The organism is Flavobacterium macrobrachii (genome assembly GCF_014486675.1).
In the GTDB taxonomy this organism is placed as follows: domain Bacteria; phylum Bacteroidota; class Bacteroidia; order Flavobacteriales; family Flavobacteriaceae; genus Flavobacterium; species Flavobacterium macrobrachii.
Genome location: NZ_JACTAC010000008.1, coordinates 25,448 through 40,259, shown reverse-complemented (window position 1 = coordinate 40,259; position 14,812 = coordinate 25,448). Strand labels below are relative to the sequence as shown.

Below are 14,812 nucleotides of genomic sequence, written 5' to 3'. Positions count from 1 at the left end.
GAGTCTATTAACGTCTTCCGCCTCCGCCAGATCTTCCGCCTCCGCCACCATAGCTTCCTCCGCCAAATCCACCAGAAGAACTTCTTCCTCCGCCCATGTTTGAATTAGAACGTGTTCCAGAATTTGAATTACTTCTTGGAGTTTCAGAATAGTTTCTAGATGGAGTAGATGTAGAACGAACTGTATTATTTCTTGTTTGTGTAGTTGTTGCGTTTGGATTTCTTGTTCCACTATTTTCTCTTGTGGTATTTACAGGTCTTGTAACAGAATTGTTTCTAGATGTTCCAAAAGTAGTGTTTCGAGTTCCAATTGAAGAGTTTCTCGTTCCAAAAGTTGTACCTCTTCTTCCTGATGTAGCAAAGTTAGAGTTGCTTCTGTTTGCATAGCGACTACCCATAGAGTAGTTTTGGTTTGTACCTCTTCTTCCATTGCCATAATGCCAATTGTTGTGAAATCCGTTATTCCAACCCCAGTTTGGTCCATACCAGTTATTCCAACCCCAACCCCAGTTTGGTCCATACCAGCTATTCCATGCCCAATTGTTCCAACCCCAACCAGCATTCCAACCCCAGTTTGGTCCATACCAACTATTCCATGCCCAGTTGTTCCATCCCCAATAATTTCCGTACCAGTAGTTGTTCCAATTAGCTAATCCCCAATTGTTGTCATAGACATTAACAGTTACGTTTTGAGGATTGTTTCCCCAGCTTGAATAGGAAATAGAGTTTTCGGTTTGATTTGTAGTTTGCTCTGGTTGAACAGATGAATAACTTTCTACATCAGTAAAAACTTCTTGCGCTTCTTGATTTAAAGAACTAAAGTATTCTTTATATTGATTATTGTTAGAACTTTTTTGAACTGGTTGAGCGGTTCTGTTTTGTTGATCGGCATAAATACCATCGTTGTCATAATAAGACGAATTTTGGTAAGAACCACATGAATAAAACAAAGTTGATAAACATCCAACTACAAATAGGAAGGATGATTTTTTGAGGAAAAAGATATTAGTTTTCATAACATTAGCATTTTTATTGTTGGACTATACAAAAATAGTTAGTTTTGCTGAATAAAATAGTTAAAAAAAGATTAACAATATTTGTGCCAAAATTTCATCATGAGCAAAAACTTAACAAAAAGAGAAGAAGATTATTCAAAATGGTATAACGAATTGGTTGTGAAGGCTGATTTAGCTGAAAATTCAGGAGTTCGTGGTTGTATGGTTATTAAGCCATATGGTTATGCTATTTGGGAAAAAATGCAAGCCCAATTGGATAAAATGTTTAAAGAAACAGGACATTCTAATGCTTATTTCCCGCTTTTTGTACCCAAAAGTATGTTTGAAGCCGAGGAGAAAAATGCCGAAGGTTTTGCAAAAGAATGTGCAATTGTCACGCATTATCGATTGAAAAACGATGAAACTCGTCCAGGAAAATTAATGGTTGATCCTAATGCAAAGTTAGAAGAAGAATTAATTGTTCGCCCAACGAGTGAAGCAATTATTTGGTCAACATACAAAGGCTGGGTTCAGTCGTATCGTGACTTGCCACTTTTGATAAATCAATGGGCAAATGTTGTTCGTTGGGAAATGAGAACTCGTTTGTTTTTAAGAACAGCAGAGTTTTTATGGCAAGAAGGACACACAGCACATGCAACACGTCAAGAAGCAATTGAAGAAACAGAAAGAATGATGAATGTTTATGCTGATTTTGTTGAAGGTTTTATGGCAATTCCAGTTGTGAAAGGAATAAAAACAGCCAATGAACGTTTTGCTGGTGCCGATGAGACCTATTGTATTGAAGCTTTGATGCAAGATGGAAAAGCATTACAAGCTGGAACTTCTCACTTTTTAGGTCAAAATTTTGCAAAAGCCTTTGATGTAAAATTTGCTAATCAAGAAGGAAAGCAAGAGTATGTTTGGGGAACATCTTGGGGAGTTTCAACTCGATTAATGGGTGCGTTGGTAATGACGCATTCTGATGATAATGGACTTGTTCTACCTCCAAATTTAGCACCAATACAAGTGGTTATTGTTCCAATTCATAGAACAGATGAACAATTGGAAGCTATAAATGCTGTTGTTGAGGAGTTAGTTTCTAAATTTAGAAAGTTGAATATTTCTGTAAAATACGATAACAGAACTACTCAAAAACCAGGTTTCAAATTCGCAGAATATGAATTAAAAGGAGTTCCAGTTAGGATAGCTGTTGGTCCAAATGATTTGGAAAATGGTACGTTTGAAGTAGCAAGACGTGATAATTTGTCTAAAGAAATTGTTTCAAAGGACGAAATTGTAGAATATATTCAGTCTTTATTAGAGCAAATACAAGCGGAATTATTCAGTAAAGCTTTGTCTTACAGAAATTCTCATATTACCGAAGTAAATTCTTTTGAAGAGTTTAAAGAGGTTTTAGATAACAAAGCAGGATTTGTTTCTGCTCATTGGGATGGAACACCAGAAACTGAAGAAAAAATTAAGGAATTGACCAAAGCAACTATCCGATGTGTTCCTTTAGATAGAAAAAATGAAGAAGGAATTTGTATTTTTTCTGGAGGTAAATCTGCTGGTAGAGTGTTGTTTGCAAAAGCATACTAATAAAAAAATATAAAAAATTGGTTTTACTCTTGCGGAATTAAAAAATAGTTGTATTTTTGCCACCGCAATTTTAAGTAAAAAATGGCCCGTTCGTCTATCGGTTAGGACGCCAGGTTTTCATCCTGGTAAGAGGGGTTCGATTCCCCTACGGGCTACAAGTTCTGTAAACGTATTGTTTATTTCGAAAAGGTTATAAAAATGGCCCGTTCGTCTATCGGTTAGGACGCCAGGTTTTCATCCTGGTAAGAGGGGTTCGATTCCCCTACGGGCTACAAATTAGTTGTAAAATAGTTTTATAAAACAATCATCCAGTGTCTCGGACTTTGTTTTATTAGTTAAAACCAAAGTATTCGCTTAGGCTAATGTGGGAGGTTTTTCTTTTTTAACTAATAGTTTATACAATTATTACAATTAAATTAAAAGAAAATGGCAAATCATAAGTCAGCTCTAAAAAGAATTAGAAGCAATGAAAAGAAAAGAGTGTTGAATAGATATCAACACAAAACTACTCGTAATGCAATTAAAGCATTAAGATTAGCTACTGATAAAACTGAAGCAGCTGCTAAATTATCTTCTGTAATATCTATGATTGATAAATTAGCTAAGAAAAACATCATTCATGATAATAAAGCTTCTAACCTAAAATCAAAATTAACTAGGCACGTTGCAAAATTGTAATATGTTAATAGAAATTTAAATATAAAAAAAGGATAATCAAGTGATTATCCTTTTTTTTTAATATTTACTTTTTAATTCTTCTAACATAGTTTTTGTTATTGGTTTTGAAAGAAAGTCAACTACCATTGAGTATAATTTGGACTTTTCGACATCTTTTGGGTCAATTGTTGAAGAAAGAACTATGAAGTGAGTTTTGAATTTTTTATGGTATTCTCTTTTAAAATATTCATCTAAAAATTCCCAGCCATTCATTACAGGCATGTTTAAGTCAATAAATACCATATCTGGGGCATTTTTCGTATCAATTTTTTCATAGTCTTCAAATTGTTTTATGGCTTCTTCTCCGTTTTGTAAAGTATTTATTTCTGATGCAAATTCTACTCTTTCCATTACTTTTTTGCAAAGCTTCAAAGTAATTGGGTCGTCGTCAATACAAATTACTTTTCTTAGCATTTTAAATGTTTTTAAAGTTTAATGTAAATGTAGTTCCTTTTCCAAGTTTACTTTCAACTGAAATGTTTCCTCCCATGCTTTCTACTTGCGATTTTACCAAATATAGGCCTAATCCTTTACTGTCAGGATGGTTGTGGAATCTTTGGTATAATCCAAAAATTTTATCTTTGTTTCTGCCCATATCAATACCAATTCCGTTATCCTTGAAACTTATCACAAGTTCTTCATTAATAACTTTAGAAGTTATTGTGATTTTTAACTGATTTGTTGCTGATCGGTATTTGATTGAATTTGTCATTAAGTTTAAAAAGATACTCTCAAGATAAGATTTGTTAATATTTGATATATATTCCTCTGAAAGTTCAATCTTTAAAATAGGTTTGTGTAAGTTAATTAAGAAGTTAAGCTGATTAAATACATTTTCGAAAATATCTTTAATCAATATTCTTTCTTTTTCAATAGCTGGATTGTCTTTTATTATTATAACTTTTACTAAGTCATTTATTGTTTCATTTAATAAGTGAGTTGAGGTGCTGAAGCCATCAATTAATTCTTTTAAATCTGGATTTTCAATTGGTATATCATCAATTAGATTTAATAATCCAGTTAAGTTAGAAAGTGGTGCTCTTAAGTTATGTGAAGTTATATAGGAAAATTGTTTTAAATCATTGTTGTTTTTTGTTAATTCTCGAATTAATTGTTCTCTTTCTTTTTCTTTTTCCTTTAATTCTGTTACATCTCTTTGTACTGAAATCCAATGCGAATGTTCACCATCCTTATTGGTAACAGGAATCATTGTAAAATTAATCCAAAACAATGTGTTGTCTTTTTTGTAGCAAACCGTTTCAATATCACAAATTTGGTATTCCTTTATTTTTTGTTTGAGTAAGTCTATTTGTTTACTATCAGATTTTGCTCCAAAAATAATGTCAAGTGGCATTCCAATTGCTTCAGATGTTTTGTATCCGGTCATATCCTCAAAGGCGGAATTAACAAAAACTATACTTGGAAGTGAATTTTCGTTTAATTTAATTCCACAAATCATTACGGCATCATTTGATTTTGTAATAACTGTTTCAAGTAATCTTAATCTTTGTTCTTCTTCTTTTTGTTTGGTAACATCTTGAATTGCACCAATCATTCGGATTATTTTTCCCTTATCATCTTTAACAAGAAATCCTTTGTCTATTACGTATTTATATGAGCCATCTGCACATTGAAAACGATACTCATCTTGCCATTTATCTGTTTTGTAATCTAAAAATGAATAAAGACGTACTGACATTTTTAAACTATCTTCTGGATGTATTCTTTCAAACCACCAGTTTGAATTTTTACCAACGTCTTCTTTTTTGTAACCAAAAACACCTTGAATACCTTTATTCCATATAAATGCATCATCATCAATTTTCCAATCCCAAATAGTATCACTTGTTGCTTTGGCAACTATATCATATCGCTCCTTTGACTCTATAATATCTTGATTACTTTTTTTAAGTTTGTTTAATACTGATTTGTTGTGTTTTTCGTTTGCATACAAGAAATATCGGAACAAAACAATTGATAATAATATAATTACAATTTCTTTATTGGTAAATATCAAATTAGTTTCATTCGTAAGAGAATAAGTAGTAAATATTTTTTGGGTCAAAAATACCACTGCTATCAAGATAACAAAATAAATGAGGGTTATTCTATTAGAGTTAATTTTCATTACTCCAAATATATATAAAATTAAAATAAATATAAAAATTTACAACCAACTAATCGATGAAATAACATTAAATAGTTTCTATTATTTTATTTTTAAACTACTTAACGTGCGTTTTTTATATGAAAATAAAAGTGTACCTTTGCACCTTCAAAAAAAACACAGATGGAATCTATTAGAAACATTGCTATTATTGCTCACGTTGACCACGGTAAAACGACTTTGGTTGATAAAATTATGTATCACTGTCAACTTTTTCGTGAAAACGAGAATACTGGCGATTTAATATTGGACAACAACGATTTAGAACGCGAAAGAGGAATTACGATTACTTCAAAGAATGTTTCGGTAGTATATAAAGGTACAAAAATTAATATTATCGATACTCCAGGTCACGCAGATTTTGGTGGTGAAGTAGAACGTGTATTGAACATGGCAGACGGAGTTTGTCTTTTAGTAGATGCATTTGAAGGTCCAATGCCACAAACGCGTTTCGTGTTGCAAAAAGCAATCGACTTAGGATTAAAACCGTGTGTAGTAATCAATAAGGTTGACAAAGAAAACTGTACACCAGAAGAAGTTCACGAAAAAGTTTTCGACCTAATGTTTGAATTAGGAGCAGAAGAATGGCAGTTGGATTTCCCAACTGTTTATGGTTCTGCTAAAAACAACTGGATGTCTGACCATTGGGAAAACCAAACAGAAAACATCGAACCATTATTAGATATGGTTGTAGAACACGTTCCAGCTCCAAAAGTATCAGAAGGAACACCACAAATGTTGATTACATCGTTAGATTTCTCTTCATTTACAGGTCGTATCGCTATTGGTCGTCTTGAAAGAGGTGTTTTAAAAGAAGGAATGCCAATTTCTTTAGTAAAAAGAGATGGAAAAGTTATTAAATCAAGAATTAAAGAATTACACACTTTTGAAGGTCTTGGACGTAAAAAAGTAGAAAGTGTAATCGCTGGAGATATTTGTGCAATCGTTGGAGTAGAAGGTTTTGAAATTGGAGATACAATCGCAGATTTCGAAAATCCGGAAGCATTGCAAACCATTGCAATCGACGAACCAACCATGAGTATGTTATTTACAATTAACGATTCTCCTTTCTTCGGAAAAGAAGGAAAGTTTGTAACATCACGACACATCAAAGATCGTTTAGCAAAAGAATTAGAAAAAAACCTTGCACTTCGTGTAGCCGATACTGATTCAGCCGACAAATTTATGGTTTTCGGTCGTGGTGTACTTCACTTATCAGTTTTGATCGAAACCATGAGAAGAGAAGGTTATGAGTTGCAAATTGGTCAACCACAAGTAATTATCAAAGAAATTGATGGTGTAAAATGTGAGCCAATCGAAGAATTAACCATCGATTTACCAGAACACGTTTCAGGAAGAGCAGTTGAATTCGTTTCAGTTCGAAAAGGAGAAATGCTTTCTATGGAAGGAAAAGGCGAGCGAATGATTATCAAATTCAACATTCCATCACGTGGAATCATCGGATTGAGAAATCAATTGTTAACAGCAACCGCTGGAGAAGCAATCATGGCGCATCGTTTTATTGGATACGAACCATTCAAAGGAGAAATCGCTGGTCGTATCAACGGTTCGTTAATCTCTATGGAAAACGGAAAAGCCATTCCTTACTCAATCAATAAACTACAAGATAGAGGTAAATTCTTTGTTGATCCAAACGAAGACATCTACGAAGGACAAGTAGTTGGAGAAAATTCTCGTGGCGATGATATGACTATTAACATCACCAAAACCAAGCAGTTAACCAACTTCCGTTCAGCTGGTGCCGACGATAAAAACAAAATTGTTCCAGCAATCAAATTCTCATTAGAAGAAGCTTTAGAATACATTCAAAAAGACGAATATGTAGAAGTAACACCAAAATCACTACGTTTACGTAAAATCTATTTGAACGAAAACGATAGAAAACGTTTCAAGATATAAGGAATAACATTCCAAAAATCTAAATCCCAAATTTCAATAAAGAGTTTGGGATTTTTTTTGGAGCGTATCATTCGAGAATTTTTAAAAACCATTTTCCTGCTTTCCGTTTCAATCTTTTGAATTGCCGGGTTTAAACCCATGGCAATTCATAAAAGGATTTCCACTTCAATCAGTCCCGAAGCTTCGGGATAAAAAGCAGCAAACCATTATTTTTACTTCAGCAAAAATCCGTTAAATCTGTGGTAAATTAATTATCTCAACAACGAAAAATGACCTTTTGCCGTTCGTCCATCGCCTAATTCAATAACATACCAATAATCATCAGCAAACATTTGCTGTCCATTATAAGTTCCATCCCAACCATTTCCAAAAGCAGGAAACAGAGTTAACAATTTGCCATATCGATCAAAAATTGAAACAATCGAACGAGCATTTGGCGTCATTGGACGAATACCTTTGATGTACCAAATATCGTTTATGTTATCTCCATTGGGTGTAAAAAACTTCGGGATTTGAACTAAATAAAAATCTTTTGGCACAATACCACAACCATTTTTTACAAAAGCCGTATAGACCAAACCTGTCAAATTAGTAAAAATTTGACTATTCTGATAATTTACACCATCAATAGAAAATTCATAAATTCCGTTGCCAGAAACTAAAATTTCAGCCGAAGTATTTTCGTCAAAACCAGTAATTACAATGTTTTCTATAGTAGCAATTTCAGAATTGGTAACGGTAAATGTTTTCGTTTTTGTACAACCATTTGTATTTTCAATCAAAACGGTATAAGTTCCAGCAGTAGTAACATTAATTGATGGAGTTGTCTCGCCAGTATTCCAAGTATACGATTGAAAACCGCTATCAGCCGTTAAAGTAGTTGAAATATTGTTGCAAATAGTAGCCGTTTCGTCATTAATAATTGCGTTAAAAGTGTTGATGTTCAACGTTACAGCAATAGGATTGTAACAAGAACTATTACTTATTTTAGCATAAATTGTTTGCTGAAAAGGAGTTGTAAGCAAAAACGAATTTGATAAAGGAACTGTACTTGTTGGACTACTGTAAAAATTCATTTGAAGATTAGAAGGTAAATTCAAGAACAACGTTGGAATAATATCGCTAAGAGTAACAGTTGTAATTCCATCTTGAGCAGCATCGGTATCACAAAAAGTATATGAAGTTTGGTCAACTGTAAGTGCTGTTGCAAAATCCAAATCAATTTCAGAAGTTGATATACAAGTAGGTGAAAAAGTCAATTCAACAGAATACGTTCCGTTTTGGTTAACGTTATATGGCGGATTTAAGGTCAAAGTGCTATCCGTTTCACCCGGAATTGGATTATCGTTAAAAAACCATTGATAGTTTAGAACTCCTGTTGTAGTAGCGTTTAGCGTAATGCTTTCACTAGGGCAAACCGGATTTTGATTGACAAAAGTTTTGTCATCACCTAAATTTACTCCAGTAGAAAAACTGCTTCCTTTCAAGAAAATAGCCGAATCGTATCGATAATTTCCTTCATCGGCAATGACTAATTTTATGTGATACTTTTGTCCCGGAATAATATCTGCTTTTGCAGTTAAGACTTTAGTTTGTCCGTTGAAATTAGTTGGATGTTCTGTGCCATTGAAAGCATCAAAATAAGTTGCATTAGCAGCAGGACAAATTGTTCCTGTTCCACGAACGGTATTCACTTTTACAGGAATAGTTGTGTTTGGAATTACGGCTAAATTTTCATAATTCGATTGACTAGGAACTTCTTTTAATAAAAAAACAAAACCATCGGTAAAACTACATTGATTTGGATTTGGATTAGTTAAGTATTGTTCGGAAGAAAAGATATAATCAAAGCTAATTTGGTTACCAAGTGGAATAAAATCAAATTCTAAGACAGTTGCATTAAAAGTATTGTTTAAACCCAATGCTTGATTTAAGTCGTTATCGCCTGTCCAACCCATTCCGCCACCATCATCTGAAATAAAGCTATTTGGACCTTGTGTGTTTACAATTTTTCCAGTACTTAAAACAATGCCTTCTTCAAAAGGGAAACTGGTTCCAGTGGCATTAAAATAACCCCAACTTTTTTCTCCTGAAGCAAAAAATCCTCCCGAAGCGGATACATTTGAAATGTTAGCACAACCTGAATTTATCAACACATCTTCTATCAATTCGACCGCTGTTCGCGTTTCATCGGTAGTAATATATTGAGCAGAAGCCGAACTAAAAACTAATCCTATAATTAGATAAAATCTTTTAAATAACATAATTTAATTGGTAATGAAAAAAATTATCGTTTCAATGAAAAATGCCCTTTTGCACTTCGACCATCTTCGAATTGTATTGAATACCAATAATCATCAGATGGCATTACACGACCATTATATGAACCGTCCCAACCTTCGCTAACTGGACTAATTTGTTTTAAAAGTTTTCCAAATCTATCAAAAATGTAAATAATTGAAAGCGAGTTGTATGTATTAGTAACTCCTTTTACATTCCAAGTATCATGAAAACCATCTCCGTTTGGAGTGAAATATTGAGGAATTCCGAGTACTGCAGCTTGAAAAGGTCCAATAGTAGCACAACCTTCAATATCTCTAATATAAACTTGATGTAAGCCAAACGGTACTTGGTAGAAAAGGTTTGAACTTTGATATGGACCAGCAATGTCGTCAAGCGCAAATTCATAATCTCCAGTACCTGTTACATTTACCAAAATCGTATTGATATCGGTTAAATCTTGTATAATAAGACTATCAAATGTTGGAGCTTCAGAAATGACTACCTCAATTTTTCGTGACATGACACAATTAGTACTGTTTGTAACGGTTACGTTGTAAATTCCTGGTGTTACTACAGTTATGTCATAACTTGTTTCTCCAACTAATAAATTTCCGTTTAAAAACCATTGATAGGTATAACTAGAAATCGGCGTTCCGTCTAAAACATGTGCGTCAATAGTAGTTTGTGTATCAGGAAGACAAATTAAAACACGCTCGTTTAAATCTATTTTTGGTGTTGGATTTACTATAAATGGAAGCACAACTTCAGCTTTACAACCAGTGTTTATTTTATTTTCAACAACTACACGAATATTTTGCGTTCCGCTTCTAAAAGGATTTGGTAATGGACTTGGCAATGGATTATTATTTTCATCAAAATAATAAACATTCATATTGGATTGTCCACCCAAAATGGTAGTTTGAAAATCGGTAGTGTCAAAATCTACAATTCCGTCTTGATATAATGGATCAGCTTCGTCGTCACAATAGGTTATTGCTGTAACTGGAACGGCAAAAGCTTCTGGCAAATCGTCAACAATAAATTCCAATTGGATTTCGTCAAAACATTTTTCAGTTTGAATCGGAGTAACATTATTAATTACTCTTACAGTTATTGTTTCGCTTTGGTTTATCAATAAAGGATTTGGTAATGTAGTGGTTTGCGTTCCATTTGCTCTGGTATAAAGCATATTTACATTGGTTTGCCCGTTTAAAACGGTAGCTTCAATTCCAGTTGTGTCAAATGCATAAATTCCATCATGGTCATCATCACAATGGCGAATTTGGTTGGTTGCATTTACATTATTTGCAATAGGCAATGCTTCTACAATGATTTCAAATGTTTTAAATCCAAAACAAGAATTATCGATGGTACTATCAACTCGAATCCAAATCGTCTGCGAATTTGGATAACCAATATTTCTGTAATTTGCAATATCTGTTATGGCTAATGAATTTCCATCAGCATCAGTTTCAGCTAGAAAATCGGCTTCATTTCTGTAGAAACTGATAGAAACTGTTGCCGGAAGAATGGCTTGTAGATCGTTTTTGATAGTTGTAAAATTGAACGAAGTTATTCCATCCCGATCATCATTGGTTGCATCAAGATAATCATCACATTTGTGTATGTCAATATTTAAAATTGCAAAACTCGGTGGAATTTGGCTAACGGAAACCACCAAATTAATTTGTGTAACACTATAACAACCGTTTGAATTTTCTACACGAGCAAAAACTGTTGAAGTTCCGGTATTATAAGCAATTGGATTGGTAATTTCTTGATTTGCAATTTCTTGTTCAGCTGCAATTTGTGAAGTGAAATAAGTAAAAGTTTCGTTTGCAGCATTTGTTGAAATTAAGCCATTAATTTGTGTCAAATTAAAATCAGAGATTCCATCGGTATCAACATCACATTGTCTTAATGTAATTGGCGTTGTTACAACTGGTAAAGCATATGTTGTCAATCTAGCAGTATTGGAATATAATCCGCAGGAATTTCCAATTCTATTTAAGAAAACACGGTATTTATAGCCAACCATTGTTGGCGAAACATTAGAAACCGTTAAGCTAACAGTTGTTGTGCCAGAATAGGTTGCGTTATTAGTTAAGTTGTTCCAAGTTGTTTCATCATCAGTAGAAAGTTGCCATTGATAGCTATCAACTGCAGGAGAATTAATAGTAAATATTGCATTTTGAAGTTCGCAAATAGTAGCATCGGCTGGATGAGTTGTAATGGAAATTGGCGCGCCAATTGTGTAATTTTGATTAGGAATTCCATAACCGCTGGCAGAAATAACAAGTCCATCAACAATATTTGTTGGAATATCACTACCGAGAATTCCATCGTTGTTGTTGTCTTCAAAACTTGCTTCTATGGTATCAAAACAACCATCATCATCGCTATCTAGTTCAATAAAATTCCAAATTCCATCATTATCGCTATCGGCAATGGTATAGTTTAGAATTCCGCTATTTGGAAAAGTTTCTAGACTATTTTGTAATCCATTTGTTCCAAAATTGCCAACCATAATTCCGTTGGTATTGTTTTGATTTCCTGGACTTCCGGATTCTATGATGTCAAAAATTCCATCGTTATCAGAATCAGCATCTAAATAATCTGGAACACCATCGCTGTCAGTATCAGCAGCAGTAATTCCTGTTCCAAATGCATCGTCAATTCCATCAAGATTGGCATCGACATTGCTTCTTGCAACAAAATTTGCTCCTTGACTTTCATAATAATCAGCAATCGAATCGTTGTCGCTGTCATAGTCGTTTTGGTCCGGAATTCCATCGACATCACTATCTTTTGGAACACAAGTTGCTACGAGTTTTAGCGTAACACGACTAGTATTTGAATCGGTTAGATTCGTATTGGTAATGGATATGCTGCTTATCGAATTTGCTTTTATTGAAAAAGTACTGTTTTCTGGAGTTAATGTTAGACCAGAATTTAAACGAAAACGAATTTCAAAAGAGGAAAATTGTGTAACACCGCTTTCAAAAACACCATCATAATTTGTGTCAATCAATAGTTGATTATCAGGATTTAAAATAGTAATAGTTTTATCAACAGGACATGAAACTTTTATCTCGGTATCTTGACTTAATATATTGTTTGGATTAGTTATAACAGATGCATATTCAATAGCAAGATTAATTGGGTTGTTGAAATTAGCAGTGTAAGTTACCGAATTTCCTTTTCCAGTTGCAGCTTCAGAAACAAAATTTCCATTTGTTTCAGTAATAAAAGGTGTTGCTGATGGCGTAACGCTTCCTGCTGTAGTAACAGTTTCAAGATAAGTATTGCTGTAATTGCCAATTTGTATTGTTCCAACAGGCGAATTTGTAAAATTAAAATTTACATCGCCATAAGACTCTTGACAATTGATCAATCCATCATTATCATTATCGGTGTCCAAATTGTTATTAATTCCATCTCCATCAGTATCAAGCGAGCAAGAACTTACAGGAATATTATTAGATTCAATAGGTAAGCCACAACCCGAAATAGTTGCGGAAACTTTATAATAGCCAGGTTGAGTTGGTATAAAAAAATTATCAGTCGCTGAAGGAATCAAAGCGTCATTAAAAAACCATTGAAACGTGTCAAATGGACTCAAGGTATTTACAGATAATCGGGTATTTGGGATACAGGAATCTTGTGCTACATCAAGTTTAGCAAAAGATATTTCGGGTTCAAATGTAAATCCTGAATAAAATCCGCCAAAAGTTGCCGCTTGTTCTGAACCATAAGCGGCAAGATAAATTTCACCTGTAGAAAATACTGAAACATTTCCAGTTAAACCTGTAATTACATAGGTTTCGTAATTTGGATTTCCAGTTACAGGATTTGGACCAGATAAAGGAAAAGGAAAAGTTGCTGTAGTAAAATTGTCTCCGTTAATTGTGAAATTTAAGGTTGAACCAGTTTGAGTTACAATTGTTACTCTTCCATTAAATTGTCTGTTGCCAATAAAATCAATTTGAGGAATGTTATCAATAATTCTTGGAGTTTGACAGCTTAGTGGTGGCACAAAGAAAAGTTCTTGATTTCGTTGATCCTGCGCACCGTTATCACCAACACTTTGATAGGCAAAAACTCTTTTATTTGAACGGATGTATAAATTACCTAGCGCGTCGAAAGTATCACCATTTAATGCAAGATATTCTCCAGCATTTAGTGTAAAAGACGGTGTTAAATCGTCTCGAAGTGTTATTTCTGTTCCATCTTCATCAGCTACTAGTAAAACTTTTTCAACAGTGTCAATACCTGTACTCTTAATAAATATATACTCGTTTGTATTGATTCTCTCAGCCGGAACGATTTGATCAAAACCTAAGTCTAAGTTTCCAGTTGCATTACTTCCACCAAATGAACCACAATTTACTGCAATAGGTTTGTCTGATGTTACTAGTGCTCCAATTAATCCATCTCTATTTGCATTATTTGGACCTTGAACGGCCAATACATAACTTTCACCACTATTCAATGATATGCTAAACGGATTATCTCCAGTACTTCCATTTACTAAAGTTACACCTTGTTTAAAATTGCTAAAGTTAATAGTGGTATTATTTTCAGTAGCCAAAACTGATATAAAAGTAGTATGTATATTGGTGTAAACAGATACATCTAAGTTTGTTAATGCACCAATTCTGAAACGGTTACCAAGCGAAGCTTTACCTTTTGAAACTAATTGTCCAGCTTGATTACTACTTGTATCAATTACTCTTGCAGAAACATACATTAAATCTTCTGCTTCAATTATAAAACCTTTGTTATTAAAAATGTTTGAGCTGATACTTGCATCAACATGTAATTGAGAGTCTTGCCCAAAACCTACATTATATATGTATGGATTAGACTTTGAAACAGTACCTTCTATTACATTTCCTCCAATTTCAATAATTTTAAAATTTACTGGAAGAGTATTTGGAGTTGATATATAAATAAATTGTTGTCCAGGAATAACACTCGATGAGCCACAAAGTGGTGGAATATAATGAGTTTTACTGAATTGTGATAAACAATTGTTAAAAATTAATAAAAATAAAAATATAAATCTAAGCTTCTTTTTCATTTGCTAAAATTAACAAATAAATAAGAAAACATAAAATGATTGCCTCGCT

At 33.4% G+C, this 14,812-nt stretch carries 8 protein-coding genes and 2 tRNA genes; 5 read left to right on the top strand and 5 right to left on the bottom strand.

What is annotated here, in order from left to right; genetic code table 11:
- Positions 1–7: 7 nt before the first annotated feature.
- A complete protein-coding gene (locus tag IAI56_RS03500; protein WP_187656551.1) occupies positions 8–1,015 on the bottom strand; it encodes a hypothetical protein in 1,008 nt (335 codons plus the stop codon).
- Positions 1,016–1,114: 99 nt separating this feature from the next.
- Here IAI56_RS03500 and proS point away from each other — a divergent pair, with 99 nt between their 5' ends.
- The 4 genes from proS (at position 1,115) to rpsT (ending at position 3,271) form a co-directional block, all read left to right on the top strand.
- On the top strand, positions 1,115–2,593 hold the full coding sequence (proS, locus tag IAI56_RS03495) for a proline--tRNA ligase (protein WP_187656550.1): 1,479 nt from the start codon (positions 1,115–1,117) through the stop codon (positions 2,591–2,593).
- A gap of 83 nt (positions 2,594–2,676) precedes the next feature.
- Positions 2,677–2,748: transfer RNA gene (locus IAI56_RS03490), tRNA-Glu, on the top strand.
- Between the two features lie 45 nt (positions 2,749–2,793).
- Positions 2,794–2,865, top strand: a tRNA-Glu gene (locus tag IAI56_RS03485).
- A 154-nt stretch (positions 2,866–3,019) separates the two neighbouring features.
- Complete coding sequence (gene rpsT / locus IAI56_RS03480; RefSeq protein WP_187656549.1) at positions 3,020–3,271, top strand: 30S ribosomal protein S20; 252 nt, start codon at positions 3,020–3,022, stop codon at positions 3,269–3,271.
- A 57-nt stretch (positions 3,272–3,328) separates the two neighbouring features.
- Here rpsT and IAI56_RS03475 read toward each other — a convergent pair whose 3' ends face one another.
- Positions 3,329–3,724, bottom strand: a complete 396-nt coding sequence (locus tag IAI56_RS03475; RefSeq protein WP_187656548.1) for a response regulator — start codon at positions 3,722–3,724, stop codon at positions 3,329–3,331.
- 1 nt (position 3,725) lies between these two features.
- The gene (locus IAI56_RS03470; RefSeq protein ID WP_317192464.1) at positions 3,726–5,384 is read right to left on the bottom strand and encodes a PAS domain-containing sensor histidine kinase; all 1,659 of its coding nucleotides are present in this window, start codon (positions 5,382–5,384) and stop codon (positions 3,726–3,728) included.
- Positions 5,385–5,600: 216 nt separating this feature from the next.
- Between IAI56_RS03470 and typA the strand changes: the two genes are divergently transcribed.
- The gene (gene typA, locus IAI56_RS03465; RefSeq protein ID WP_187656546.1) at positions 5,601–7,397 is read left to right on the top strand and encodes a translational GTPase TypA; all 1,797 of its coding nucleotides are present in this window, start codon (positions 5,601–5,603) and stop codon (positions 7,395–7,397) included.
- A gap of 251 nt (positions 7,398–7,648) precedes the next feature.
- Here typA and IAI56_RS03460 read toward each other — a convergent pair whose 3' ends face one another.
- Both IAI56_RS03460 and IAI56_RS03455 read right to left on the bottom strand, forming a co-directional pair.
- Positions 7,649–9,661, bottom strand: coding sequence for a T9SS type B sorting domain-containing protein (locus IAI56_RS03460; protein WP_187656545.1), 2,013 nt, complete (start codon positions 9,659–9,661; stop codon positions 7,649–7,651).
- Positions 9,662–9,684: 23 nt separating this feature from the next.
- Entirely contained in the window at positions 9,685–14,763 is a 5,079-nt protein-coding gene (locus IAI56_RS03455; protein WP_187656544.1) for a T9SS type B sorting domain-containing protein, read from the bottom strand.
- Between the last annotated feature and the right edge of the window lie 49 nt (positions 14,764–14,812).

Excerpts from the sequence above, each read along its gene's own strand:
- rpsT (WP_187656549.1), top strand. The coding sequence starts at position 3,020 with ATGGCAAATCATAAGTCAGCTCTAAAAAGAATTAGAAGCAATGAAAAG.
- proS (WP_187656550.1), top strand. The coding sequence starts at position 1,115 with ATGAGCAAAAACTTAACAAAAAGAGAAGAAGATTATTCAAAATGGTAT.
- typA (WP_187656546.1), top strand. The coding sequence starts at position 5,601 with ATGGAATCTATTAGAAACATTGCTATTATTGCTCACGTTGACCACGGT.
- IAI56_RS03500 (WP_187656551.1), bottom strand. The coding sequence starts at position 1,015 with ATGAAAACTAATATCTTTTTCCTCAAAAAATCATCCTTCCTATTTGTA.
- IAI56_RS03455 (WP_187656544.1), bottom strand. The coding sequence starts at position 14,763 with ATGAAAAAGAAGCTTAGATTTATATTTTTATTTTTATTAATTTTTAAC.
- IAI56_RS03460 (WP_187656545.1), bottom strand. The coding sequence starts at position 9,661 with ATGTTATTTAAAAGATTTTATCTAATTATAGGATTAGTTTTTAGTTCG.
- IAI56_RS03475 (WP_187656548.1), bottom strand. The coding sequence starts at position 3,724 with ATGCTAAGAAAAGTAATTTGTATTGACGACGACCCAATTACTTTGAAG.